Genomic DNA, 26,332 nt, shown 5'->3' on the forward strand with positions numbered 1-26,332 from the left:
AAGACCTTATTCTATGCCGACGTATTTGAAGTCAAAGCTGACATCAAACGGTTTCCACCAGCGGCCTACGCCCGTTTCACCATCGGTGTGACGGTGCATACCGGCTTTTGACGGCGGATCGATGTGGTAAGTCACTTTATAGTTGCCCACGCCCATCATTTTGATGTTCGCGCCGTAGTGTGGGCCATCGCTGGCAACCATCGGCATAAAGGTTCCTTCCTGCTTCGCACCGGTATCCGTGTTGGTCAGGGTGTAAGCAATCGTCAGGAACGGCATCCACTCACCGGCACCGAAACCGTTCTTGTTGCCTTCAGCAGCATGAATATCCGCTTCCAAATGGATGTCCGCTTTAGCAGCAGGCAGCCCCATCCCACGCGGTTCCATGTCGATAGGTTGCAGATAAACGGCCGCAATTTCCATTTCGTTCAGGGAAACAGGCTCACCTGCTGGATATTCTTTAAACGCCAGCGCAGCCGGCGCGGTGAAAATACCGGCAATAACGGCACCCGCAATCAGACTTTTTTGCATATTCATCAAACCCATCCTCATCTCAGTCGTCTCCCCTCACACTTGTGTCGCCAGGCGATTGGGGTTGTTATGGTTATTTTCTGCTCTTATTGCTTTCAGTATTAAATTAATGTCGAATTCATTCTTTATCAGACGGCTGACGCTCTGCGCCGCATCACCCACAGGGCGAGTAACGCTGCGGCAACCAGCACAACTTGTGGGATCAGCGTTTCCACATAAGGATAAATACCCAGCCAGCTGATTTCCGGCACGCTAGTCAACAACGTCGGTTCAAACAGTTTGCCTTCGATCAGTTCCAGTACGCCTTTACCTGCGAACACAAACGCCATCAGGTACATAAAGCAGCCGGTAAACATGAAGAACGGCTTAAGCGGTAATTTGACGATGGTGTAGCGCATCACAAAGTAAGCGATCAGTAAGATCACACAGCCGATGGCAAACCCAGCCAGAATGGAGAGGTGCCCCGCCATATTGTTGGCATCACCCACCAGCGCGTAGTAGAACAACACCGTCTCCGCACCTTCGCGGTACACGGCCAGAAAACTGGTTAGCCACAGACCGATCATGGAACCGCTGCTCAGCGAATGGGACAGTTTGCCTTCCAGATAAGCCTTCCAGTGCCGCGCTTCCACTTTGGACAACAGCCAGTAGCTCATGAAGAACAGCATCACCACGGCGATCAGCATCGTAATGCCTTCCAGCAACTCACGGCTGGCACCCGAATTGGTGAACACAAGTTGGAAAATGACCGCGGTAATCACGCTACACAGCAATGCGACGTAAACCGACTGGCGAATCAGCGACAGCTTGTCCTGCTGATTGTTTTTCACCAGATAGGCCACGATCGCCGCCACAATCAGCAAGGCCTCCAGCCCTTCACGCACAATAATCATCAGGCTGTATATCAACAGGCTCCAGTGCGTTTCACCGCCGTCGCCTAGCATGGCGACCGCCTTCGCCAGTTCCTGCTGCAACGCGTCGGCCTGTCCTTGCAACTGCTCCACAGGCTGTTTGGCATTCATCATGCTCACCAGACGGGTGAAATACCCTTCCAGCGTCGATTTGAACGCCGCATCACGAGAACCGACTTTGTTCTCCATGCCCGTCGCTTCAAACAGATCAAAGTAGGTGTCCTGCACCGCCATGATGGCGGGTTTAATCTGACCCTCGCGATATTGTGCGATAGCGGCGGCAATGGCCTGATTGATATCCTCGGAGACTTTCGCCCAGTTCGCATCCGGCACGGCATCAGTATCGGCATTCGCGGCAGGTGTCGCCGTTGCCTGCTGGCTATCGCGCGTTGTCGGCAACCCCGGTAAGACATCCTCGATATCTTGCAACAGCGTGGTGACCCGATAGGCAACGTCTGTCAGTTGCTCGGGTTGGCTGGCTAACGTAATCAATGCAGAGAATTGTTGATTAATGGAAGCAGCCTGCTGCGCCGAGCGATTCTGCCGGACAGACATTTCCATCTCGGAGTTTTTAAACCCCTGATAGTGCGCCTGCTGCACGCTCTGGCTGGCCTTTTTGTAATCGCCGGCCTGATATTCCGTCACGGCCAGCGCGAGCTGGTCATCGATGATTTTAAAACTCTGTTGCCAGTACGGCGCGATCTCAGCATTGTCGTAGGCACCGTGCTGCTCCTGCGCAACCAGCTTGTGCCCTTCCGACAGCACGGGCAAAACAGCATCCAGTTCACCCTTCAGCCATGAGATTTTTGCCTGCACGTCAGCCTGCGGTTTTCCTTCGCCAATCATGCGGCGAATTTCACCAAAGGTCGCTTCTAGCTGATAGCTTTTTTGCGCGGAGATATTGATGCGGATAGGGCCTTCGAGGTTTTCAAATACCTCAAAATAGGCCATCTGAACTTCAGTGCGGGCGTCATCCGGCTTTTGCTGCTCATAGAGCTGAGCCGTTTTATCCAGCCTGGTTTCGATATCTTGAATGAATGTGGCGTAATCGGTCGCGGCAACTGCCACTGAACAGCTCAACAACCAACACAACAACAGAAGCGTTTTTTGCCAGATAGACATAAGCGTGTGGTGAAGCACAAATGATATTTATTCTTATTATCACTTTGAAGTCGTCATCTGTCTTGATTTACGTCACGAAAAGATAAGCAAGAATGACTTTAGTATGTAACAAATAGTTTCAATCATTTATTTAACGTCAAAAAATCCCATCACCTTCCTATACCCTTGGGAAAATACGGTTTTTGATCGCAAAAACGGCAAAATACCACCTTCAAAACAAAGCAATAATCATGCCTAAATTTAAAATAAATGGCTCTATCTCCAGAGACTACCGTCTTAAAATGGCATTTCTTTACACTACCACAGTCAGATTTACAGAATAAAATGCCATTTTTCCTCTGTAATCCAAGGCATTAGGCAGGTTTCTGTTAACGCTTTTCGCCACTATTTTTGGCCGACAGCCCAATAACTTTCACTCTCTCACCAGATACCAAGGAAACTGGCAGACTCCTTTCCGCCCTGTTTGCTATCAGCCTCGTTGGTTATCTCATACCCAACCTCTGTGTGCGTTCAACTTATGTCACGCGTTCAACCCACTACGGATCAGAACTTTTCCCATCCATCGCCGTGACGGCCATGTGCTGACAACAGCGGTGTAGTGCTCCGCCCGACAGCGCGATGAACAGGAGCAGCGAGAGCCGGACGAGAGAACGCGGTTTGCAAATCGCTATCCGAATCCAGATTGAATACGTCCACTACGGCAGACAGTTCACTGGTTTGCTCATCCAGACGAGCGGCGGCTTCTGCCGATTGCATCACCAATGTCGCGTTCTGCTGTGTGACGCTATCCATTTCGTGCACCGCCTGGCTAATTTGCGTAATACCGCGCGTTTGTTCATCCGTTGCTGCCGCAATTTCACCAATCAGATCGTTCACATGCGCGATGGACGCGATAATTGCCGTCATCGCCTCGCCGGATTGCTTTACCTGCCCTGCACCGGTTTCAACCCGTGAAACGGATTCTGCAATCAGCGCCTCGATCTCTTTCGCCGCCTGTGCACTACGTTGCGCCAACGTACGAACCTCACCAGCCACCACGGCAAATCCTCGTCCTTGTTCCCCCGCACGCGCGGCCTCAACAGCCGCATTCAGCGCCAGAATATTGGTCTGGAACGCAATGCTGTTAATCACCGAGGTGATATCGGAAATCTGCCGCGAACTGGCACTGATGCCATCCATTGTCGCCATCACGTTGGTACTGATATTTCCGCCTTTTTGCGCCATCTCAGCAGCATCTTTCGCCAGTTGGCGTACCTGATGCACGTGATCGGTAGTCTGCCGCACCGTGGCGCTAATCTCTTCCATACTGGCGGCGGTTTCTTGCAATGCCGCCGCCTGCTGTTCCGTGCGGCTAGAGAGATTATCGTTGCCATCCTTAATGCTGGACGTCCCGTTGTTGATTTCTGATGTGCTCTGCCGGATGACGGTTACCGTATCACGCAAGCTTTTCTGCAACCGCTTGATATCGGGAATCAACCTCCCCGCACAGTTTTTGTCAAACTCCGCCAGCTCACAGCCTAAGCGGCCTGCCGTTAGCTGTGCCAGATGGGATTTAAGCACTGAAATCGGGATAACCAGATAGTTCCTTAGATAGTATTCCGTGAAAATCAGCACAATGAGGCCAATAACCATCACAGCAATCAACGAATTACGATTTTGGTTATTGTGTTCATTCACGCTTGGAATCAACGAGGAGGCGGTAATATTGTCCGAATAGCGTTTGATGTCTTCGCCAAACGTCAAACTAATAGGTGGGTAAACAGAACGGAATATCTGTCGAAATCCTTCGTAATCATTACGTTGTAGCGCCGCATTCATCGGATCGATCGCAGTAGCAATCAGGGTAGTCCATGTTTTGCTTACCGCATCCACCGCCGCTGACTCAACGCCAATGTGCTCCGCGGCCTGGAATTTCTCTAGCGAATCCTTGGTGTTTTTTAGCGCAACCTGTGCCATTTCCAACGTCTTTCTGGCGTTTTCAGGCTCGTTACGCTGCAAATAGTCCATCGTTCTTTCCATGCGAGTGACGGCCCGAAAATATTGATCGGTTCCATAGACCAGATGGGAATACGTTTTTCGCTGAGTCTCACTTTTATCAAGCAAATTGGTGACCTGATAAAGTGAGTAAAGACTGAATCCTGATGCTACTCCCCACGCCACTAGCAGGGAAGCCACTATGAGCAGCACCATTATTTTTATGCTGACATTTCTTAGAAATTCCATAATGCACTCCGCGACGTTAACAAATATTTCCCGCCCGCACGCGCTGTCGGAAAAGTATTTACTTTTTTGCTCATGACGGTGCCGTCCGTCGCATCACGCCCTTTATCCCGCGCGATCTGACAGACGTTCTGGAATTCCCTGATTCATTACCCATTAGATGGGAAGTCGAGCTCAAAAAAATTAACGAACAGAATGCGTTATCTTCCTTGAGAGGCCAGTTTCCGTTGTTTTAAACAGCCGGCAGGCATGAATACATCAGCCTAGTCGGTGGCACATAGAGTTAGTATCGTCAAAAACAGTATAGGCATTAACGGATAAAGAGGATGAATACGCTATCACGTTATTTTCCAGACAAATGTCCTATGGAAAAAGGTCGTAACGCTCAAGGCGTTAGGACAATTTGTCACGCGCTGAGCATGACCACGATCAGTAAATTAATTTTCTTTATCGGCGATTATCGAAGGTTAAACAACTGCATCAATACGCCGCTACAAGAATGCAGTTCTTACGATCCCAAACTCGGCTTTGGAGAAAAATCATGCAGAAAGTGCTTACCGTCTGCCCGTATTGCGGGTCAGGCTGCAAAATTAACCTGCTGGTAGAGAACGGCAAAGTGGTTGGTGCGGAAGGGGCAAATGGCGTCACCAACGAAGGTGAACTGTGCCTGAAAGGCTACTACGGCTGGGATTTTCTCAACGACACCAAGATTCTCACGCCTCGATTGAAACAACCGCTGATCCGCCGTCAAAAAGGGGCGCCCTTTGAAGCAGTCTCCTGGGATGAAGCCATCGGTTTCGCCAGCTCTCGACTGAAAGCCATCAAAGAGAAGTACGGTGCCGAGTCGATTATGCATACGGGATCGTCTCGCGGCCCCGGCAATGAAACCAACTACGTGATGCAGAAATTTGCCCGAGCGGTAACCGGCAATAATAACGTCGACTGCTGCGCCCGACTCTGCCACGGCCCTTCGGTTGCCGGATTACAAGTCACGCTGGGCAACGGCGCAATGAGTAATTCCATCTGTGAAATCGAAAAGACCGACTGCATCCTGATTTTTGGCTATAACGCCGCGGACTCTCATCCTATCGTGGCACGCCGGATCCTGAAGGCCAAAGCACGCGGGGCAAAAATCATCGTGTGCGATCCACGCCATATTGAAACCGCACGTATCGCCGATCTGTGGCTACCGTTGAAAAACGGCTCCAACATGGCGCTGGTCAACGCGTTTGCTAACGTGCTGATTAACGAAGGTCGCTACGATAAAGCTTATGTCGCCCGCCATACCGAAGGCTTTGAGGAATTCAGTCAGACCGTCGCAAAATACACGCCCGAGTATGTCGCCGACATTACCGGTTTATCACCAAAATTGATTCGAGACGCGATGCGGATATATGCCGCCGCACCGTCCGCCACCATTCTATGGGGAATGGGCGTGACGCAGTGGGGTCAAGGCGTTGATGTGGTCAAAGGATTGTCCGGTTTAGCACTGCTAACGGGGAATTTGGGGCGTCCGAACGTTGGCGTCGGGCCGGTGCGTGGGCAAAACAATGTACAGGGTGCCTGCGATATGGGCGCGCTGCCCAATATGTTCCCCGGTTATCAAAACGTCACGGATAAGGCGACGCTGACGAAATTTGCCGATGCCTGGGGCGTGCCTGAGCTGTCTGACAAAATTGGCTACTCGCTGACCGACCTTCCACATAAAATAAAAGAAGGGAAAATCAGAGCCAATTACGTAATGGGCGAAGATCCACTGCAAACCGAGCCAGATCTGTCGATGCTGCGCGATGCGTTCAACGAGCTGGAGTTACTGATCGTACAAGACATCTTCATGACCAAAACTGCCGCGATTGCCGATGTCATTTTACCGGCAACATCCTGGGGCGAGCACGAAGGGGTCTATACCGCTGCTGACCGAGGATTCCAACGTTTTTATAAAGCCGTAGAACCGCAGGGCGATGTCAAACCCGACTGGGAAATCATCAGCCTGATGGCGACGGCTCTCGGTTACCCGATGCACTACAACAATACGCAGGAAATCTGGGACGAACTGCGGCAACTCTGCCCGCTGTATTACGGCGCGACCTACGAAAAAATGGCCGGATTAGGCTATGTGCCGTGGCCATGTCCGACGGAAGACAGCCCCGGCACCCCGTGGCTATATGCAGGCAACCACTTCGATCGCCCTAGTGGGAAAGGTCTACTGCTAACTGCCGAATGGCGGCCACCGATGGAGCTGGTGGATGAAGATTACCCGCTGGTATTGTGCACCGTGCGCGAAGTCGGCCATTACTCCTGCCGTTCCATGACGGGTAACTGCACCGCTTTGCAAACGCTGGCGGATGAACCCGGCTACGTACAGGTTAGCCCGTATGACGCTGAACGTTTAGGCATAGACGATCAGCAACTGGTTTGGATCTCATCGCGGCGCGGCAAGGTTATTTCTCGCGTTGCCGTCAGCGAGCGCATCAATAAAGGTGCCGTCTATATGACTTACCAGTGGTGGATCGGTGCCTGCAATGAGCTGACGTTGGATCATCTCGATCCAGTATCCAAAACGCCGGAATACAAACACTGCGCCGTAAAGCTGGAAGCCATTGACGATCAACAGGCAGCGGAGAATTACGTTCAGCAGGAATACAGCCAGTTGAAAGATCGCCTGCGTACCACCGCAGAAAACGTCAGCTAATCTCCCTTACCTAAGCCGTCGCGAATTTTTACGTGGCGACTAGGTAATTATTGGGTTTAGAACGTTCGAGTGATTCAGAAAATAAGCGCCGGTTTAGACAGCGTTTAAGTCTCCTCACCGATAATGTCTTTATTCTCCTATCTCATCTTGTAAATATTTATTAATGAAAACGGATGAATTTCCGTTAATCGCTAATAGTTTTCTACGCAGAAATTAAATTTTCACATCTCTGTTTATCTTTTAAAATTATGTTGGCTATCACCGACCTTCCTGTCGTTCAATTGTTTTTTATTCCAATTTAGCGCAATTTGCGTTTCATTTTACAATGCTTTAATTTGTTTTTAACAAAAAGAGCCCCTGTTAGCCGTGATGTTAAAATCATCCGCATTACGCGTAAAGTCATTACCAAACAATCGATTAAATGGCAACTGACAGGGATAAAAGGAATATTATTATTGCTCGAATCGAGGTCGTTTATGTTACCGATTACCGTTACCTTATTGCTCCCTCATTATTTGTCATTGATTATGCGTATCGACCCTGGAAGTTAATCTCCTATCTTCATTCGTATTATCCTAAACGTCTCTGACGTTGGGAAATAGCCAGACCTTATACCTTTCGATATGTGGTTATAAAAACTGCATGGCTTTTAGCGCCTTCAATTTGCCGCAGAGAAAGGCAGTAAATTATTTGGGAAATAATAAAAACAGGAGACATATTGTGCTCACTATTCTCGGTTTCTCTATGGTCATCTGCTTTATGTACCTGATCATGACCAAGCGAATGTCTGCGCTTATCGCGCTGATTCTTGTCCCTACGCTGTTTGCGCTAGCCGCGGGTTTCTATCAGGGACTGGGCGCGATGATGCTGGACGGCATCAAAACACTGGCACCCACTGGCGTTATGCTGACATTTTCTATTCTCTACTTCGGCATAATGATCGATGCAGGGCTGTTCGATCCGCTGGTGCGCTTCATTCTCCGTTTGGTCAAAGGCGATCCGCTAAAAGTTTTGGTTGGCACCGCCGTATTAACGCTGATGGTCGCGCTGGATGGTGACAGTACCACCACCTACATGATAGCAATTGCTGCCTTTCTACCGCTTTATCAACGGCTGGGCATGAACGTGCTGGGGTTAACGTGTCTGGTTAACATTGCCAGCGGGGTAATGAACCTTTCACCATGGGGAGGACCCACGGCGCGCGCCGCCGCCGCATTGCGCGTGGATGCGCTGGACGTATTCCTTCCCATGCTGCCCGCGATTATTTTAGCCAGCCTGACGCTGGTCGGCGTCGCCGTTTTTCTGGGTCTTCAGGAGCGTAAACGCTTGGGGATCATTGATGTCAGCAACTTCCAGAATGTTTCGATCAATCTGGGCAACGGCAGTGACGAAGAAAGCGACGCTAATCGCCGCCCTAAAATGTTCTGGCCCAACTTTATTCTTACCACCCTGCTTCTGGTGTTTCTGGTGATCGGCCTTCTACCCATTCAGGTGCTATTTATGGCCGGCTTCGCCATCGCCGTCATGCTCAACTACCCGAAACTGGAAGAACAAAAAGCGCGAATCGGTTCACACGCGGCTAACGTGCTGGCGGTGACATCACTTATTTTCGCCGCTGGGATTTTCACCGGAATTTTATCCGGAACGGGAATGGTCGATGCGATGGCGAAGAGTCTCTTACAGGTGATACCAGAGAGTTTCGGGCCGTACCTTGCCGTATTCACGGCGCTCATTAGCCTGCCCTTTACTTTTTTGATGTCCAACGATGCGTTCTATTTCGGAATCTTACCGGTTATCGCCCAGACAGCGATCAACTACGGTATTACGCCAGAAGAGATCGCCCGTGCCTCGATAGTCGGCCAGCCGTTCCACCTGCTCAGCCCGCTGGTGCCGTCGCTCTATCTGTTGGTCAGTCTGGCAAAAGTGGACATCGGCGATCACCAACGCTTTGCGATCAAATGGGCGATTTTTGTCAGTCTGTCGCTGCTGGTCGGTGGTATTGTCTTCGGCGCGTTTCCGTTCTATCACCAGTGAGTCAGGATTGCTCCGGTCTAGCCGGAGCACATTCAGCTAGCAGGCGATCCTTGCAGGCAAGAGCACAGCGATATCTCCGTAACACCCTAAACGACATAGCAGGATAGCGATGGCTTTAACTCCACTACAGACAAGGATTGTCAGGCAGATTGTCGCCTATATTCGCCGTGAGCAACTGCCACTCGGCGCTCACCTGATCGAATCATCGCTGGCGCAGGAGCTGAACGCATCACGCACACCGGTCAAGGCTGCGCTACTATATCTGACAGCAAGAGGTATGCTGCATTACCATCGCAACCGAGGGTTTTACCTCGACCGCCATGCTCATGAACTGGGTCAATTAGTCGCCGAATTAGCCGCCAGCAGCGAAGATCCGCTCTACCAGAAGATTGTCGATATGCGCCTCACACGGCGGTTACCCGAGCAATTTTCAGAAGTGGATCTCATGCGAGAGTGTCAAGTATCCCGCCCCGTGCTGCGTAACGTTCTGACGCGTATTCAACAGGAAGGTTGGCTAGAGTTTCGTACTGGTCAAGGCTGGCGAACCACGCCGATTATCGATTCCGTCGCGGCCTATGAGGAAAGTTTCACCTTTCGCCTGCTGGTTGAGCCAGTCAGCCTGCTATCCCCGCAGTTCCATATCGATCCGCACACGCTTCACGCCTGCCGTAAGCAGCAGGAAGATATTCTTAATGGCGGTTATCTGACGCTCACGCCCCATGAAATGTTCGATGCCAATACGCACTTTCATGAAACGCTGCTCGCCTGTAGCGGCAACCGCTTCGCCCACCATAGTCTACAGCGAATCAATCAATTACGGCGCCTGGTGGAATATCGGCAAGGCAGTCCCGTCTTCAACCCCAAGAGGTTGGAACAGATTGCCGAACATCTGGTCATTCTTGATTGCCTGCAACGGGGAGAGATCGAAAGTGCAGCAGATAGGATGAAAAAACACCTGGAAAAAGCATGCCACAATAAAGTGAGCATTGATCTCTTTCGGTGAAATAACCAACAGCGAGGTCTCAAATCATCAGTAACATATGTTTAAAAAATAAAAAACACCATTTTAAACACCTTAAACGCCCAGGTAGTTACAAACAGAAACACATAGAACAATAATTAAGCTCCACATCAACAGCAAAAAAATAAAACCCAGGAAACAAAAAACAAAGTCACGATTTAAATAATTAAAAAATTATTTTCTTCATAGAATGGCATGTATATAAAGTTTTCGTTAATTGTTCTTTTATTTTTACTTAATCTTTAAGTAATTCACCATCTGTTTTATTGATGTATAGCCACATATCATTAGCAACACTACTTCAACACTTTAGCTCATCTGCCTTTACCGCAAAAAAAACAAACTAAGATATTGTTTAATAATGAATTAATAAATAACTCACGCTTTACGCGATCTGCGCACCACATCCCCATTTATCATTACAAGCGGTGCGGACATGCATTTTTCGCATGACAAAGATCACAATTACATAACAATCCGTAGAAAAAAAATGTAAAAAGCAAGAATCGTTGTAATATCGGCGGGCAGACACAACACCCCAATAACAGGTTCGGGTGAGGGCTTGGTGTATTCAGGGAAAGCACCAACCATCACGCGGCAATAATATTGTGTTGTCTGAATCAATTCATCAACATGAGGTTTATATGCAAAGGCAGAAGTTACTTGTACAGATAGTCTTGGCTATCGTCTTGGGGATATTAATCGGATGGGCCTGCCATCAGTATCTTGATGGCAGTCGAGCAAAAGAAGTTGCATCTTATTTCAACATGGTTACCGATATTTTCCTGCGCTTGATTAAAATGATCATCGCACCACTGGTCTTCGCTACGCTGGTTTCTGGCCTGGCAAGCATGGGAGGAAACTCCTCTGCCGTTGGCCGTATCGGTATGAAAGCCATGATCTGGTTTGTCAGCGCATCATTTATTTCTCTGCTTATCGGTATGCTCTTCGCGAACCTGTTCCAACCTGGTTCAGGCATGAATCTCGAAATCCCGGTACAGCAGGTTGCGACTGGCCTGAATACAGACGGGTTTACGCTTAAGAGTTTCATCAGCCATATCTTCCCGAAAAGCATCGTAGAAGCGATGGCGAACAATGAAATCCTGCAAATTCTGGTTTTCTCTCTGTTCTTCGGCTCCGCACTTGCCTATGTAAAAGGCAAAAACAAACACGCGACCACGATCATTTCCATGATCGAAGAACTGACCAAAGTGATGTTCCGCGTGACCGACTACGTGATGGCGCTGGCACCTATTGCTGTGTTTGCCGCAATCGCTTCCGCGATTACCACACAAGGCCTGGGACTGCTTTACGACTTCGGTAAACTGATCGGTGAGTTCTATCTCGGCTTGGCCGTGCTGTGGGGCGTTCTGTTCCTGGTTGGCTACCTGTTCCTGGGCAAAGCCATCATGACGCTGGCGAAACTGATTCGTGAACCGACCATGCTGGCCTTTGCTACCGCGAGTAGCGAGTCCGCTTACCCGAAAACCATGGAAGCACTGACCAAATTCGGCGTACCGAAAAAAGTCACCAGTTTTGTGCTGCCACTGGGTTACTCGTTCAACCTTGATGGTTCCATGATGTACCAATCCTTTGCGATTCTGTTTATCGCACAGGCTTACAACATCGACCTAAGCCTCACCCAGCAAATCCTGATCCTGCTGACGCTGATGATCACGAGTAAAGGGATGGCGGGCGTAGCACGTGCCTCTATCGTCGTGGTTGCCGCAACGCTGCCAATGTTTAGCCTGCCGGAAGCCGGTATTCTGCTGATCATCGGTATTGACCAGTTCCTGGATATGGGTCGTACTGCAACTAACGTCATTGGTAACAGTATCTCTACCGCCGTTGTGGCCAGTCTGGAAAAAGACATCCACGATGATGAGGAAGAGGTTACCGATGAGGTCGTCGCCTATAAGGAACCTCAGCAGGCCACGCAAAATAGCTAATGCTGAATGAGTGTTTCATCATAGCGGCCTTCGGGTCGCTATTTTTTTATCTCTCGTCGTACAATGATATTATCGCGACGTTTATAGTCCGGACGTCGATGACAGCCCTTTCATATAGCGCCAGAATTTCTCGGAAGCCACATTCAGTCGCGCATCAAGGCGATACAGATACACACCCATGCGGATCACGGCATTTTCCATGCTCAGGATCGCCAGCTCTTTATTTTTCAGCTCTTCCTGAATCGAATAGTCCGGCAGCCAGGCAATGCCATACCCTTTCTTGGTCATACGTTTGAGCAAGTCACTCATGGAAGAAACAAAATTGACGGTGAACTTATCGCTGTCGACGCTGGATAAGTAACGGCTGACCTGACGCCCCATATAGCTCGTCTCGGTATAGTTGAGCAACGGCACAGATGAGGCGCTCACATCAAACAGCGGCTTTCCTGCACTGTCGCACGCGCAAACCGGATAAAGCCGAGATTCCAGTATCTTCTCGTGCATAAAGGGCTCGCCCATCAGATCTTCATTGTAAAACGAGAAAATGAAGTCGCTACGCCCTTCTTTAAGATTCAGCACCGCTTCATCCACATCGATCGATTCGACATAGAAGATTTTTTCCTGCGGGTCCGGCACGTCTTTTAACAACTCCGGCATGATAAATACCGACAGCGAATGCGCTGCCGCAATGGTGATCTTATTCTTGTAATTATCCCCACCGTGCAGCTTATTGAGCTGATACTCCAAGTCGTCCAGCGTATTGCGGATATAGGCGTGGAACACGCGACCCTGTTCGGTTAATTGCAGCGGCAGCGCGCTACGGTCGAAAATATCAAACCCGACCGCCGCTTCCAGCGCCTGAATGCGCCGGCTAAATGAGGATTGAGAGATATTCCGCTTCTCGGCAGCCAGCGTAAAGCTCCGGTGCTCTTCCAACATGATAAAGTCATAGAGCCACTTGGTTTCGATATTGTTTAGCATCACCCCTCACTCAACACGCTCAGCGCCATGTTTTTTCCTATACCCGTGTTTTACATCGTCAACAAAGATACTTCCCACCGCGCACCGTTAAACCCAGTAAAAGCATAGAGATGCCAATAGTTATGCAAATCATACATAGCAGATGGGAATTTAGCAATTCACATTGCCCAGCAGTATGCGATTATCCTTTTAATTTCATAATGCTACAGGGTTAACAGCATGAACAGTCTCGTGGGAATTCTAGGTGGTATGGGGCCGGGCGCCACCGTCGATGCGATGCAAAAATTGATCAAAAACACGCCAGCGTATCGGGATCAAGACCACATTCCAATGATTGCGGTTTCTATTCCTGATATCCCAGACAGAACACAGTGCATTCTTCAGCACAGCGCTTCACCGCTGGGTAAAATGCTGCAATATATGAAAATTCTCGAAAATGCAGGCGCTGAGTGCATCATTATTCCGTGTAATACCGCACATTATTGGTTCAATGAACTAAAACAACAGTGCCGCGCGGAGATGATCAGCATTATTGATGTGACCTGTCAGGCAATTAGGAATGCCAATACCACACGAGTCGGCTTATTAGCAACGACAGCGACAGTGAAAGCGAGAATTTATCAGGACAACCTGACAAACGATAATATTGAGTGCTACACGCCGGATGATGCTGACCAACACCAGGTAATGGAAAGTATCTATGCCTATAAATCCGGTGATATTGCTGGAGCCTATAGCATGCTGTCGCCGGTAAAAGATCGCCTATTGCAGGCTGGCGTCGAGAAAATCATTTTAGGTTGCACCGAGCTTCCACTGATTCTGGAACAGGAAGTCAGAACGTCACCACAGCACTATGTCGATGCCACGGAAGAGTTAATCAAGAAAACGGTTGAGTGGTATTTCACCCACAACCAGAAAAATAATATCGCCGCTTAATTAGCCTTAGCTTTTATATTAAATAATTTAAATAAATATGCCACTCGACATTAACATGTTCGCCGAGTGGCATATTGCGACATACTCAATATTTAATGAGTTTCAATCCCTAATAAAATATTAAGCAGACAAGATCGTAATAAAAACGGTTAATAATTATGACGGAAATTTCAGCGCACTGCTTTGCGCCCCAGAATTAGAAACAACCCAGGATTTAGCCGCCGCGGTTGTCATCAAACTGTATGAATAGTTAGATGATGCCGTCCATTTAGCCGCCGGTGATTTGCTCGCCACCGCTGCCGGTGAACTACCATTATCCGTAAAGGTTGAACCATTGCCTTTATCATCAACCATGCCTTTCTTTTCAGCTCCGGTGCCAAATACGTTGCGTTCAGAAAGCACATTGGCATTCTGCGCAACCGTAAAGGCCAGATTGAATTTATTGACGTAGTTGTTGAATACGTGGAAATAACCATAACGCATCAGGCCTGGCGCACGAACCTGAATATTTTCGTAATAGTTGTGGCAGATGGTCAAACGTGGGTAGCCATTGTATGCACTATTATTATCATCTGCCGGATGGCCGAAAATACAGCCATATTTATGGTTTGAGAATAAGCAGTTACTGATCGTGACGTAATCCGCTTTCTCACCGATATAAATCAGTTTATCGAGACTGCCGTCGCTATCACTCCACGTATGCCCCGGCCATGAACAGTGGTCCACCCAATATCCCTTACCGTAGTTCAGATACAGCTGGATATCGTCATTGTCCTTGATAGAGACATCATGTTTAAAAACCAGATTCTGGAAAATAACGTTAGCTGAATTGCTCTCAGCGCGTAGGTGAATATTAGTCAGTACATTAGCCCCGCCGAAAGAACCGACAATGGTTTTATTGCTGCCAAATACGACCTTGGTCAAGGCTGATGCTTTTAGTGATGCTCCAAGCACCACGATGGTTTTTGTGGAACCGCTCACGGCAGACTTAAAATCGGCCAGAGAATTTACCGTAACAACTTTACCGCCCGACCCTCCGGTAACATTCGCTGCTTTTGCAAAACCGATAATCCCAGTAAGGTTTGTTGTTGGATAAGCCATAAATATCCCTCTTTACAATTAGTGAATAGTAGTGTCTTCCGATGCATTATTTAATCGATAATAAATAACACATCGCCGACAATTAAAGAGTGTATATAAGGGATTTCATTAAGCTTATTAATTGAGTTTAATAAAAAAACAACCTTGCGAATAATTCAACTATTAATTAATGCGCTGCCATCTTTTAGTAAAATGGCAGCACCAAAATGTATATTACCAGCCTTTCACTGCACCACCGTTAAAAATACGGTCAGCAGCCTGCTCAACTTCATCAGACTGATAGGATTTAATGAATTTCTTCACGTTCTCCGCCTCTTTATTATCCTCACGGGTCACAATGATATTCACATACGGTGATTCTTTACCTTCAATGAAAATACCGTCTTTGGTTGGTGTTAAGCCCGTTTGCTGAATATATGTCGTACTGATGATCGCCACCGTCACTTGCGGATCGTCTAACAAACGTGGCAACTGTGCACCTTCCACTTCCATAATACGCAGGTTGTGTGGATTGGTCGTGATATCCAGTACCGTCGGCAATAAACCCGTGTCCGGCTTCAGGGTAATTAATCCGGTTTTCTCCAGTAATAACAGCGCTCGCCCCAGATTAGTAGGATCGAAAGGAATCGCGATGGTATCGCCGTCTTTCAGATCGTTGATGTTTTTGATCTTCTTAGAATAGCCTGCCATCGGGAAAACGAAGGTGTTCCCTACCGCCACGAGTTTATAACCGTGTTCGCGATTTTGCTGTTCCAGGAAAGGACGATGTTGAAATACGTTCGCATCCAGATCGCTTTTATCCGTTGCCTCGTTCGGCAATAGCGAACCGCTAAACCCGACCAGCTCGACATCCAGATTATATTTCTCTTTTGCTACTTTCTTCGCGACGTCAGCGACATCCTGCTCAGCGCCGTTAATCACACCGACTTTAATATGATTGGCAGAGTTACCTTCGTTATCGCATGCGGTCAACGCCATTGCTGCTGTGACCATTCCCGCCACCAGCGTTATACGCCATTTATTCATCATTCTGTTTCACCTGACACCTTAAATACATCGATTTCTAACTACACGGATTTAAAGAGAAAAACAGTATGTCTCTCGATAAAATGAGTCAAATAACTCCGCGTTCTATCAATATGCCTTTCATCATTCGATCAATAAGTGAGGTAAATTTGTTAAGCCGATTCCATTTTAATTATCTACTATTGCTCGCCTCTGCATTCCCCCGCATTATGACACTTTGATGACTTTGGATTCACACGGCGAAACCATGATTAATGTGGCTTTGGTTGACGATCACATCGTTGTACGGTCTGGCTTTGCACAGCTTCTGACATTAGAGAATGACATTCAGGTAGTGGGACAATATGCCTCGGCGGCGCAAGCGTGGCCGCATTTGCTCAAACAGCCGATTGACGTTGCCGTGATTGATATCGCTATGCCGGATGAAAGCGGCCTGTCGTTATTAACCCGCCTACGTCAACAGCGCCCCAATTTTCGCGCCATTATTCTGAGCATCTATGACACCACTGCATTTGTACAAAGTGCGTTGGATGCAGGCGCGGGCGGCTACCTAACGAAGCGCTGCGGCCCGGAAGAGCTAGTCCAGGCGGTTCGCGTGGTCAGCAGCGGCGGCCTTTACCTCTGCGCCGACGCGCTGCACGCCATTCGTCATCAGCAGCAGCCACCGAAGGAGTTACTGACGCTGACTCCACGCGAGCGGGAAATATTCAGCCTGCTGGTCAACGGGATTAGCGTCAAAAGCATCGCTGAACAACTTGAGCTCAGCCATAAGACGGTTCATGTTCACCGCGCCAATATTCTCAGTAAATTACAGTGTGAATCCACGGTAGAACTGGTGCACTTTGCGCTGCAACACCAGTTGCTGGCCGGGAAATAAACCATGCGCCGCCTGCACGTCATCGGTATGACGCTGTTTCTGGCCTTTTTCTACAGCCTGATTTGGCTGGCGCTATGGACCATCAGTTTCTATCTGAGCAATAACGGCCAGCAGGCGACGCTGCTGTTACCGCAAGGGCTGCGGCTGGCGTTGATGATTTTGCTGCCGCGCAAATACTGGCCGACCTTGCTACTTTCGGAAATCGCTATCCAGAGTTGGCTTATCAGCGAGCAGTTGATGACGCGTTCGCTATTGCTGCTTTCCCCTTTTCTGAGCCTGATTCCCGCGGTCATCACGCATAAAATCTGGCATCGCTATACACTTTATTGGCAACGACTGCTGCTGTTACTAGCGGCGTTGACGCTTAACACCCTTCTTCACGGTATCGTTATCGGCCCCTGGTTACATTCGCAGTTGACACAAACACTGCTTGCCACGTTTACCGGCGGCGTACTGCTGATTCCGTTCATCTATCTGCTGTACGAATACATCAAGCAGCAGCATTTGCAGACCTTGCTGGCACAGGAGATCCCCGATCCACCACTGCGTACTTCACTGCTGATTTGGTGCTCGCTGTTTTTTTCTATCGGCGTTTGCCTGCAAATGGCGTTCACACCCGAGATGGAACGCCTGCTGCTGATCTTCGTTTTTCTGCCCAATGTGGTGATGGCGTATAAATTCGGCTGGCAAGGCGGCGTACTGTCCGCGGTACTCGGCAGCCTGATGATTGCCGTCACGCGCCAAGTGAGCGGAGCGTTTGATGACCTGCGCGAGCTGGAGCTGTTTCTCTCTACGCAGGCGCTGCTCGGCATTGGGTTGGGGATTGCCATCAGCCGTCAGCAACAGCTGGCACAGCGGCTCCAGCGCTATCGTCAGCAGTTGGAACAGGAGCTAAAAACCCGGCGGCGGCTGATGGAACGCATCATCCATACCGAAGAGGCCGTGCGCAAAGATATCGCGCGCGAGCTACACGATGATATCGGCCAAAACATCACTGCGATTCAAATTCAGGCCATGCTGGTGAAACACAGTGCGCCTGCCGATGCGGCGCAACATGCAGCCGGACAAATCAGCGAGCTGTCGCGACGAATCCACCACACCACACGCCAGCTGTTGCGCCAACTGCGCCCGCCGGTGTTGGATGAAATGGTACTGGATAAAGCGCTGCATCATCTAGCGGATGAGTTCGCCTTTGCGGCTCGCGGCATCCAGTTTCAGTTGGATTATCAGCTCCCAACGCCCCCTCATGATGACGTGGTAATTTTCACGCTTTATCGGCTGGTGCAAGAACTGCTCAACAACATCAACAAACACGCCAGCGCCACGCAGATTACCGTCCGTCTCAGCCAGCAGGATGACCTGATTACGCTCGACGTCATTGATAACGGCGTGGGCATCGCACAAAAAGGCAGTACACATTCGACAGGCGGCGGCTTCGGACTACGGGGTATTGAAGAACGCGTGCAGGCGCTGGGTGGAAATTGGTTGGTGAAAGCCGCCATCAGCGGTGAACCCGCTGCGCCGCGTGGCACACACATAATTGTTAACCTGCCCACAAAATTTAAACAAAAAGACGACTAACTAGGAATTATTCCTAGCCATCTAAAACCTTGTCTCATCCTTTTTAATTCGCATCCCCTACTCTTCTCTCAACGCGACGGAGAACCCCATGCAGGCACCCATGTTTCCCAAGGGACAGCTTTCACCAACACAAATCAGTCAGCGCTATCGCTACTGGCGACCGCGGTTGTTGATTTCCATGGTCATCGGGTACGCCACGTTTTACCTGACGCGTAAAAGCATCAACTTCGTCATGCCGGTGATGCAGTTGGAATTAGGGTTAAGCAAAGGCGATATCGGTCTGCTGGGGACGTTGTTTTATCTCTGTTATGGCGCGTCCAAATTTATCTCCGGCATCGTGTGCGATCGCACTCAGGTGCGCTGGTTTATGGGTGTCGGGCTAATGATTACTGGCGTGCTGAACATTCTGTTCATGTACTGCCAGTCGCTCACTGGTTTGCTGATTGTCTGGGCGCTAAACGGTTTCTTTCAGGGCTGGGGTTGGCCTCCTTGCGCCAGACTGCTGAGCAGTTGGTATTCGCGCAATGAGCGCGGCCTCTGGTGGGGATGCTGGAATACATCGATCAACATCGGCGGCGCGGCGGTTCCCTTACTCGCAGGCTATCTGGCTTCCGAATGGGGCTGGCAAGCGGCGCTGCTGGTACCGGGCATTATCGGGATTGTGATCGGGCTATGGCTGTGTTGGCAGTTGTGCGACAAACCGCAGCAGCAAGGGTTGCCAAGCGTCGGTCAGTGGCGACGCGACGCGCTGGAGCTTCGTCAGGAGCAGCAGAGTCCGCCGATGCCGATGCGTCAGATTCTGCGCGATGCGATTTTGCGTAACCGTACCATTTGGCTGCTCGGGTTTTCCTACATTCTGGTGTACCTGATTCGCATCGCACTGAATGACTGGGGAAACATCTGGCTGTCGGAGAGCCACGGTTTCAACCTGCTCAGCGCGAATGCCACGCTGTCGCTGTTTGAACTGGGTGGATTGCTGGGAGCGCTGTTTGCCGGTTGGGGTTCAGATCTGCTGTTCCGTGGTCAACGCGCACCGATGATTTTGCTGTTTGCACTCGGACTATTTTTAACCATGACCGCGCTGTGGCTGGCACCGATTCACCACTACTCGCTGCTCGCAGCCTGTTTCTTCAGTATCGGTTTTTTTGTTTTTGGACCACAGATGTTGATCGGTCTGGCTGCGACGGAATACAGCCATAAGGATGCCGCAGGCACGGTGACAGGTTTTCTGGCGTTGTTTGCCTATCTGGGAGCGGCGCTGGCGGGCTGGCCGCTAGCACAGGTGCTGCAACACTACGGATGGTCGGGATTTTTTACTCTGCTGGCGTTGGCCTCAGCCTGCATCGGACTGTTATTGATGCCGTTGCTGATGGCTGGTGTCAGCCGCCGGGAACGTTTGATGACATCAAAATAGCAATAACAATCGATAACTATACCCTAAATAATTCGAGTTTCAGGAAGGCGGCGACACAGCGAATCCCCAGGAACTTACTCCAGTAAGTGACTGGGGTGAGCGAGGACAAATCGGCTAGCCGATTTGAACGCCGCTTGCGGTGGCCCGTGAGGGCGAGGCTCAGAGATGAGCTGAGTATTGCCAACGCACATGCAACTTGAAGTATGACGGGGATATACAAAGGAAAACATCATGAAACTGACTACCTTAACGACCCTCATCGCCGCTGGACTGACCGTTGCTGCCGTTACCACTACTACCGCTCGGGCTGAAGGTCGCTTGGTCATTTACTGTAGCGCCACCAACGCCTTCTGCGAGGAGGAAGCCAAGGCCTTCGGTGAAAAACACAATGTTAAAACCTCCTTTATCCGCAACGGTTCCGGCAGCACGCTGGCGAAAGTCGATGCTGAGAAGAAGAACCCACAGGCTGACGTCTGGTACGGCGGCACGCTGGATCCGCAGTCTCAAGCGGGCGAAATGGATCTGCTGGAACCCTATCAGTCTAAAAACCTTGATCAGATCATGCCGCAGTTCCGCGATCCCGCTAAACGTAAAGGCAACTACTCGTCTGCGGTTTACGTCGGCATTCTCGGCTTCGGTGTTAACACCGATCGCCTGAAAGAGAAAAATCTGCCGGTGCCACAGTGCTGGAAAGATCTGACCAACCCTATCTACAAAGGCGAAATTCAGATTGCTGACCCACAGAGTTCCGGTACAGCCTATACCGCACTGGCGACCTTCTCCCAGCTTTGGGGTCAGGATCAGGCCTTTGATTATCTGAAGAAATTGAACACCAACGTATCGCAATACACCAAATCCGGTATTGCCCCCGCACGTAACGCCGCGCGTGGCGAAACCGCTATCGGCATTGGCTTCCTGCACGACTACTCGCTGGAAAAAGAGAAAGGCGCACCGCTGGCATTGATCTCCCCGTGTGAAGGCACTGGTTATGAGATTGGCGGCGTCAGCATCCTGAAAGGCGCGCGCAATATGGATAACGCCAAGCTGTTCGTTGACTGGGCGCTGTCAAAAGAAGCACAAGAACTCTCCTGGAAGAAAGGGCAGTCCTACCAGATTCTGACTAACACCACTGCTGAAGCGTCCCCGCTGTCGCTGAAGTTGCAGGATCTGAAACTGATCAACTACGACATGGATAAATACGGCGCGGCAGACGTGCGTAAAGAGCTGATTTCCAAGTGGGTTAACGAAGTCAAAATGGGCCAATAATCTCGATTGATTGCCCTTGATTGATTGCAAAAAGAACGGGAGCACTGCGATACGCGCGTTTCGCTTAGCGCAGTGCTCCCAGCATCGCTGATTAACCATTACTCAATATTATTAACCAACCAATACCTGTGACGATTCAATCTCATAAAACAATTCGATAAAACTTGCACGCACCAGGGAACCATCATGTCACACACACTAACTCTCTCACCGACGCCTAAACGGGATCCCATTTTCCTGTGGCTGGCGCTGATTGCAGCGACATTTTTGCTGCTGCCAGCGTGGAGCCTGGATTATGGCCTGCTCGATGCCTCACGCGATGAACTGCTGGCGGCCTACAGCTGGTCGAACCTGAATATCAGCCTGCTTTGGTTTCTGCTCCCGTTAGGATTACTGGCGCGTCCACTGCTTACGCCCAGCCGGGAACAGCGCGGTCGCCACCGTTTTGATGCGGCTTATGCGTTGTTCTGTGCCCTCTTCGTGGTCATCAGTGCGACCATTGAAGGCCGTGGCATGGGCTATGGTACCCTTGGGCTGTTTGTTGCGCTGAGTGCAATTATTACGCTGGCGCTCTCGCGGCTTGACTGGCTAGGTGGCGATCGCTTCGTCATCGGCTCGCTCATCAGCATCATCGCGCTGATTAGCGTGTTTATTCTTTACCCCAGCATCGCCATCTTCATTCCGATGTTCACCAACGACAGTGGTGAATTCGCGCCGCTGTCGTTTATGCAGATTCTAAGTCAGGCCCACATTTTACGGGTGATCTGGAATTCATTCCTGCTGTCGGTTGCCGTCGGTATCGGCTGCACCTTCTTCGGTATGGTGCTAGCGATTTATACCTCGCGTATTGCACGACGTTCCGCAATTATCGGCCGCATTTTCTCCATCCTGCCTATCGTTACGCCACCGTTTGTCGTCGGGTTAGGCGTGACGCTGATGATGGGCCGCTCCGGTTATATCACCGAGCTGATGGTGACTTGGTTTGGTCTGACGAACACCAACTGGCTGTATGGCTTTACTGGCATCTGGCTGGCGCAGGTGCTCGCCTTCACGCCGATGTCGTTTATGATTCTCGAAGGCGCGATGAAGACAATTCATCCGTCACTGGAAGAAGCGTCTTACACGCTGCGTGCCAACCGCTATCAAACCTTCCAGCGGGTTTTCCTGCCCCTGCTGAAACCGGCGCTGGCTAACTCGTTCCTGATCGTGATCGTCCAGTCGCTGGCCGATTTCAGTAACCCGCTAGTGCTAGGCGGTAACTTCGACGTACTCGCTACCCAGATTTACTTCTATATCACGGGTGCACAGTTGGATTACCAGTCAGCCAGTACGCTCGGCGTTGTCCTGCTGCTGTTCTCACTGGCCGTATTCTGCGTGCAATATCTGTGGATCGGTAAACGCTCCTACGTCACGATTTCCGGCAAATCCTCTCGGGGTGATGTGCAACCGCTGCCCGTTTCTCTGGTATGGATCGTCAGCATCCTGCTTTATGTATGGATTGCCTTTAACGTTCTGCTATACGGCAGCATTTTCTACGGCAGCTTTACCGTTAACTGGGGCGTGGACTACACCCTGACGCTGGCAAACTTCAGCAAGCTGTTCGGGCAAGGCTTTAGCGACGGCGCCTGGCCTTCCCTGCTGGATACACTACTGTTCGCGGGTATCGCCGCACCGATTACGGCACTGTTCGGGCTGCTTATCGCCTACATCGTGGTGCGCCAGCAGTTCTACGGCAAGAAGGCTATCGAGTTCACCACCATGCTGTGCTTTGCGGTGCCGGGCACCGTTGCCGGTGTGTCTTACATCCTGGCCTTTAACAGCGCGCCGGTTTATTTAACGGGAACCGCGGTGATCGTCATCATGTCGATGGTCATGCGTAACGTGCCGGTTGGTATTCGCGCCGGTATCGCTGGGCTGGGGCAGTTGGATAAATCACTGGACGAAGCGTCACTCAGCCTGAGGGCGGGTTCGATGCGCACGGTGTTTTATATTCTGCTACCGCTGCTACGTCCGGCCATTCTGTCCGCACTGATTTACAGCTTCGTACGTGCAATTACCACCGTCAGCGCCATTATCTTTCTGGTTACACCGGATACTCGCGTCGCCACGTCTTACATTCTTAACCGCGTGGAAGACGGTGAATACGGTATGGCGATTGCCTACGGTTCCATCCTGATTGTGGTCATGCTGGCCATTATTTTCCTGTTCGATTATCTGGTCGGTGAAGCGCGGGTTTCCCGCACGAAAGCCAAGAATAATGCCTAAGCGGAGTGATTACCTTGAATACTGAAAAAAGCTTTGTCGAACTGAAGCACATCACTAAACGTTTCGGCAACAACACCGTCATTGATGATTTGAATCTGGCTATCCCACAGGGAAAAATGGTCACGCTGCTAGGGCCATCAGGCTGCGGTAAAACCACGGTACTCCGAGCGGTTGCCGGATTGGAAAAACCGACAGAAGGCCAAATTTTCATCGACGGCGAAGACGTCACCGAGCGCTCGATTCAACAGCGTGATATCTGTATGGTGTTCCAGTCTTACGCCCTCTTCCCGCATATGTCGCTGGGCGAAAACATCGGCTATGGGCTGAAAATGCTCGGTCGCCCAAAGGCAGAAATCAATCAACGCGTGAAAGAAGCGCTGGCGCTGGTCGATCTGGAAGGGTTTGAAGATCGCTATGTCGACCAAATTTCCGGTGGGCAGCAACAGCGTGTCGCTCTGGCGCGTGCGCTGATCCTCAAACCTAAAGTACTGCTGTTCGATGAACCACTGAGTAACCTTGACGCCAACCTGCGCCGCAGTATGCGTGAGAAAATCCGTGAGCTTCAGCAGCAGTTCAACATCACCTCGCTGTACGTCACGCACGATCAGAGCGAAGCCTTTGCGGTGTCCGACATGGTTCTGGTGATGAACAAAGGCAAAATCATGCAATTGGGCGCACCGAAGGAACTCTATCGCCAGCCCGCTTCACGCTTCATGGCCAGCTTTATGGGGGACGCCAATATCTTCCCTGCTACCTTCACGGCAGACAGCGTAAATATCTATGGCTACCTCATTCCGCGTCCGCAGGGGTTTGCTGCAGGATTAAGTGAATCGACCGTCGGTATTCGCCCTGAGGCCATAACACTCAGCCATCAGGGTGACGAAAGCCAGCGCTGCACCATCACGCAGGTCGCCTATATGGGGCCGCAGTATGAAGTGCAGGTGGACTGGCACGGCCAATCGATGCTGTTGCAGGTTAATGCCACTCAGCTTCAGCCGAATCCGGGCGACAGTTACTATCTGCAAATTCACCCTTACGGTATGTTTGTCCTCTCCGAACAGTAAATATCGGATACCTATCCATCACGCACTGGGAGCATTTGCTCCCAGTGTTACTTTTGACAAGCCAGCTCTGGCACACTTTCATGTTAACCAGCCTCAATTACGCCAGAATACACACACCTGTTACGGATTCCCCACGCGATTTGCTATGATAATGGCCTTTCACGCACGGAATAGCCGCTATGAAACAGAAACCCATCACATTAAACGATGTCGCCGAGTACGCAGGGGTTTCCTATCAGACGGTTTCTCGAGTGCTGAATCAAGCACCTCACGTTTCATCTCGTACTCGCAGTAAAGTGGAACAGGCGATGGCGGCGCTGAATTACACACCTAACCGCGTCGCGCAGCAGCTAGCAGGGAAAACCATCACCACGCTGGGGCTGGTAACCACCGATCTTTCACTGCACGCCCCTTCACAAATTGCCGCTGCGATTAAGAGCACCGCCAACCAGTTGGGGATCAACATCGTGATGTCCATGCTGAGCAGTTCGGATGTCAACACCTGCAATAACGCCGTTAACGACCTGCTTTCTCAGCGAGTTAGTGGCGTCATCGTGAATGTTCCGCTATCAACGGATGAAGTCGCCCACATTAGCCAAACTTGTGCTGATACGCCCGTGCTGTTTATGGATGCCGATCCCCATACCGACATACTCAATGTCATGTTCGATCCTGACCACGGTGCGCGGTTGGCTATCGCGCATCTGGTGGAATTGAGGCATCAACATATCGCTCTGTTGACTGGGCCAATGACCTCGATTTCCGCACGCCTACGTTATGAAGGCTGGATATCCGAGCTGGAAAAACAGCAATTATCCCCCGCTTCCGTATTGCACGGTGACTGGAGCGCCGCTTCTGGTTATCACCAAACACTGGCTCTGCTGGGACAATCCCTGCGTGTGTCCGCCATTGTTGTCGCGAACGATCAAATGGCGCTTGGCGTTCTACGCGCGCTGCACGAATATGGCCTGCGTGTGCCGGAACAGATGTCGGTGATCGGGTTTGACGATACTCAGGACAGCGCTTATTACACCCCGCCACTGACGACCATTCGCCAGGATTTCAGGCTATTAGGTAAAGAAGGCGTCACCCGTTTGCTCGCTACGCTGCGCGATCCTACACAGAGCACATCACTGCTGTTACCCACCGAACTGATCGTACGCCATAGCACCGCCATCCATTCATCAACCCATGCCTCTCTGCAAGAACTCACCAAAAACCTGTTGGACATTACACGCCAGCTCCAGCGTTTGTAACCCGTTACACAACAACACCGTTATCACCACAGCGGCTAAACCATAACAAAATTATCTTATAAACAACAAGTTACCATTTCATCCCTGT

General features: G+C 50.3%; 18 protein-coding genes. 12 read left to right on the plus strand and 6 right to left on the minus strand.

What is annotated here, in order from left to right; all coding sequences use genetic code 11:
• Nucleotides 1-6 precede the first annotated feature (6 nt).
• The 3 genes from DUT67_RS14420 to DUT67_RS14430 all read right to left on the minus strand — a co-directional run bounded on the left by DUT67_RS14420 (nt 7) and on the right by DUT67_RS14430 (nt 4,784).
• Nucleotides 7-534, minus strand: coding sequence for an iron transporter (locus DUT67_RS14420; protein ID WP_048259467.1), 528 nt, complete (start codon nt 532-534; stop codon nt 7-9).
• Nucleotides 535-656: 122 nt separating this feature from the next.
• Nucleotides 657-2,561, minus strand: coding sequence for an FTR1 family protein (locus tag DUT67_RS14425; protein ID WP_048259439.1), 1,905 nt, complete (start codon nt 2,559-2,561; stop codon nt 657-659).
• 543 nt (nt 2,562-3,104) lie between these two features.
• Entirely contained in the window at nt 3,105-4,784 is a 1,680-nt protein-coding gene (locus tag DUT67_RS14430; protein ID WP_113631783.1) for a methyl-accepting chemotaxis protein, read from the minus strand.
• 538 nt (nt 4,785-5,322) lie between these two features.
• On the opposite strand from DUT67_RS14430, the gene fdhF reads away from it, so the two are divergent.
• The 4 genes from fdhF (at nt 5,323) to DUT67_RS14450 (ending at nt 12,477) form a co-directional block, all read left to right on the plus strand.
• A complete protein-coding gene (fdhF, locus tag DUT67_RS14435; RefSeq protein ID WP_113631784.1) occupies nt 5,323-7,473 on the plus strand; it encodes a formate dehydrogenase subunit alpha in 2,151 nt (716 codons plus the stop codon).
• Nucleotides 7,474-8,193: 720 nt separating this feature from the next.
• Nucleotides 8,194-9,507 (plus strand): CitMHS family transporter, encoded by a 1,314-nt coding sequence (locus tag DUT67_RS14440; RefSeq protein ID WP_113631785.1) that lies wholly within the window; start codon nt 8,194-8,196, stop codon nt 9,505-9,507.
• Between the two features lie 109 nt (nt 9,508-9,616).
• Nucleotides 9,617-10,510, plus strand: coding sequence for a GntR family transcriptional regulator (locus DUT67_RS14445; RefSeq protein WP_113631786.1), 894 nt, complete (start codon nt 9,617-9,619; stop codon nt 10,508-10,510).
• 662 nt (nt 10,511-11,172) lie between these two features.
• Nucleotides 11,173-12,477, plus strand: coding sequence for a dicarboxylate/amino acid:cation symporter (locus DUT67_RS14450; RefSeq protein ID WP_048259434.1), 1,305 nt, complete (start codon nt 11,173-11,175; stop codon nt 12,475-12,477).
• Nucleotides 12,478-12,558: 81 nt separating this feature from the next.
• Here the strand turns inward: DUT67_RS14450 and hypT are convergent, their stop codons facing one another.
• Nucleotides 12,559-13,458, minus strand: a complete 900-nt coding sequence (gene hypT, locus DUT67_RS14455) for a hypochlorite stress DNA-binding transcriptional regulator HypT (RefSeq protein ID WP_113625579.1) — start codon at nt 13,456-13,458, stop codon at nt 12,559-12,561.
• 219 nt (nt 13,459-13,677) lie between these two features.
• Between hypT and DUT67_RS14460 the strand changes: the two genes are divergently transcribed.
• A complete protein-coding gene (locus tag DUT67_RS14460; protein ID WP_048259432.1) occupies nt 13,678-14,394 on the plus strand; it encodes an aspartate/glutamate racemase family protein in 717 nt (238 codons plus the stop codon).
• Between the two features lie 156 nt (nt 14,395-14,550).
• Here DUT67_RS14460 and DUT67_RS14465 read toward each other — a convergent pair whose 3' ends face one another.
• Both DUT67_RS14465 and DUT67_RS14470 read right to left on the minus strand, forming a co-directional pair.
• Complete coding sequence (locus tag DUT67_RS14465) at nt 14,551-15,495, minus strand: polysaccharide lyase (protein WP_048259431.1); 945 nt, start codon at nt 15,493-15,495, stop codon at nt 14,551-14,553.
• A 213-nt stretch (nt 15,496-15,708) separates the two neighbouring features.
• Nucleotides 15,709-16,524, minus strand: a complete 816-nt coding sequence (locus DUT67_RS14470; RefSeq protein WP_113625577.1) for a MetQ/NlpA family lipoprotein — start codon at nt 16,522-16,524, stop codon at nt 15,709-15,711.
• A gap of 244 nt (nt 16,525-16,768) precedes the next feature.
• Here DUT67_RS14470 and DUT67_RS14475 point away from each other — a divergent pair, with 244 nt between their 5' ends.
• From DUT67_RS14475 to DUT67_RS14505, 7 genes are all read left to right on the plus strand, one after another.
• The gene (locus DUT67_RS14475; protein ID WP_048259466.1) at nt 16,769-17,398 is read left to right on the plus strand and encodes a response regulator transcription factor; all 630 of its coding nucleotides are present in this window, start codon (nt 16,769-16,771) and stop codon (nt 17,396-17,398) included.
• Between the two features lie 3 nt (nt 17,399-17,401).
• On the plus strand, nt 17,402-18,979 hold the full coding sequence (locus tag DUT67_RS14480; protein WP_113631787.1) for an MASE1 domain-containing protein: 1,578 nt from the start codon (nt 17,402-17,404) through the stop codon (nt 18,977-18,979).
• An 88-nt stretch (nt 18,980-19,067) separates the two neighbouring features.
• A complete protein-coding gene (uhpC, locus tag DUT67_RS14485; protein WP_011093078.1) occupies nt 19,068-20,393 on the plus strand; it encodes an MFS transporter family glucose-6-phosphate receptor UhpC in 1,326 nt (441 codons plus the stop codon).
• A 231-nt stretch (nt 20,394-20,624) separates the two neighbouring features.
• Entirely contained in the window at nt 20,625-21,659 is a 1,035-nt protein-coding gene (locus DUT67_RS14490) for an ABC transporter substrate-binding protein (RefSeq protein ID WP_011093077.1), read from the plus strand.
• A gap of 186 nt (nt 21,660-21,845) precedes the next feature.
• The gene (locus tag DUT67_RS14495) at nt 21,846-23,924 is read left to right on the plus strand and encodes an iron ABC transporter permease (protein ID WP_113631789.1); all 2,079 of its coding nucleotides are present in this window, start codon (nt 21,846-21,848) and stop codon (nt 23,922-23,924) included.
• Between the two features lie 5 nt (nt 23,925-23,929).
• Entirely contained in the window at nt 23,930-24,988 is a 1,059-nt protein-coding gene (fbpC, locus tag DUT67_RS14500; protein ID WP_189339470.1) for a ferric ABC transporter ATP-binding protein, read from the plus strand.
• Between the two features lie 179 nt (nt 24,989-25,167).
• A complete protein-coding gene (locus tag DUT67_RS14505; RefSeq protein WP_113631791.1) occupies nt 25,168-26,244 on the plus strand; it encodes a LacI family DNA-binding transcriptional regulator in 1,077 nt (358 codons plus the stop codon).
• Nucleotides 26,245-26,332 lie beyond the last annotated feature (88 nt).

Source organism: Pectobacterium peruviense (genome assembly GCF_003312355.2).
Lineage (GTDB): Bacteria > Pseudomonadota > Gammaproteobacteria > Enterobacterales > Enterobacteriaceae > Pectobacterium > Pectobacterium peruviense.

Excerpts from the sequence above, each read along its gene's own strand:
- DUT67_RS14505 (WP_113631791.1), top strand. The coding sequence starts at position 25,168 with ATGAAACAGAAACCCATCACATTAAACGATGTCGCCGAGTACGCAGGG.
- DUT67_RS14475 (WP_048259466.1), top strand. The coding sequence starts at position 16,769 with ATGATTAATGTGGCTTTGGTTGACGATCACATCGTTGTACGGTCTGGC.
- uhpC (WP_011093078.1), top strand. The coding sequence starts at position 19,068 with ATGCAGGCACCCATGTTTCCCAAGGGACAGCTTTCACCAACACAAATC.
- fdhF (WP_113631784.1), top strand. The coding sequence starts at position 5,323 with ATGCAGAAAGTGCTTACCGTCTGCCCGTATTGCGGGTCAGGCTGCAAA.
- hypT (WP_113625579.1), bottom strand. The coding sequence starts at position 13,458 with ATGCTAAACAATATCGAAACCAAGTGGCTCTATGACTTTATCATGTTG.
- DUT67_RS14470 (WP_113625577.1), bottom strand. The coding sequence starts at position 16,524 with ATGATGAATAAATGGCGTATAACGCTGGTGGCGGGAATGGTCACAGCA.
- DUT67_RS14425 (WP_048259439.1), bottom strand. The coding sequence starts at position 2,561 with ATGTCTATCTGGCAAAAAACGCTTCTGTTGTTGTGTTGGTTGTTGAGC.
- DUT67_RS14420 (WP_048259467.1), bottom strand. The coding sequence starts at position 534 with ATGAATATGCAAAAAAGTCTGATTGCGGGTGCCGTTATTGCCGGTATT.
- DUT67_RS14465 (WP_048259431.1), bottom strand. The coding sequence starts at position 15,495 with ATGGCTTATCCAACAACAAACCTTACTGGGATTATCGGTTTTGCAAAA.
- DUT67_RS14450 (WP_048259434.1), top strand. The coding sequence starts at position 11,173 with ATGCAAAGGCAGAAGTTACTTGTACAGATAGTCTTGGCTATCGTCTTG.
- DUT67_RS14430 (WP_113631783.1), bottom strand. The coding sequence starts at position 4,784 with ATGGAATTTCTAAGAAATGTCAGCATAAAAATAATGGTGCTGCTCATA.
- DUT67_RS14495 (WP_113631789.1), top strand. The coding sequence starts at position 21,846 with ATGTCACACACACTAACTCTCTCACCGACGCCTAAACGGGATCCCATT.
- DUT67_RS14490 (WP_011093077.1), top strand. The coding sequence starts at position 20,625 with ATGAAACTGACTACCTTAACGACCCTCATCGCCGCTGGACTGACCGTT.
- DUT67_RS14445 (WP_113631786.1), top strand. The coding sequence starts at position 9,617 with ATGGCTTTAACTCCACTACAGACAAGGATTGTCAGGCAGATTGTCGCC.
- DUT67_RS14480 (WP_113631787.1), top strand. The coding sequence starts at position 17,402 with ATGCGCCGCCTGCACGTCATCGGTATGACGCTGTTTCTGGCCTTTTTC.
- DUT67_RS14460 (WP_048259432.1), top strand. The coding sequence starts at position 13,678 with ATGAACAGTCTCGTGGGAATTCTAGGTGGTATGGGGCCGGGCGCCACC.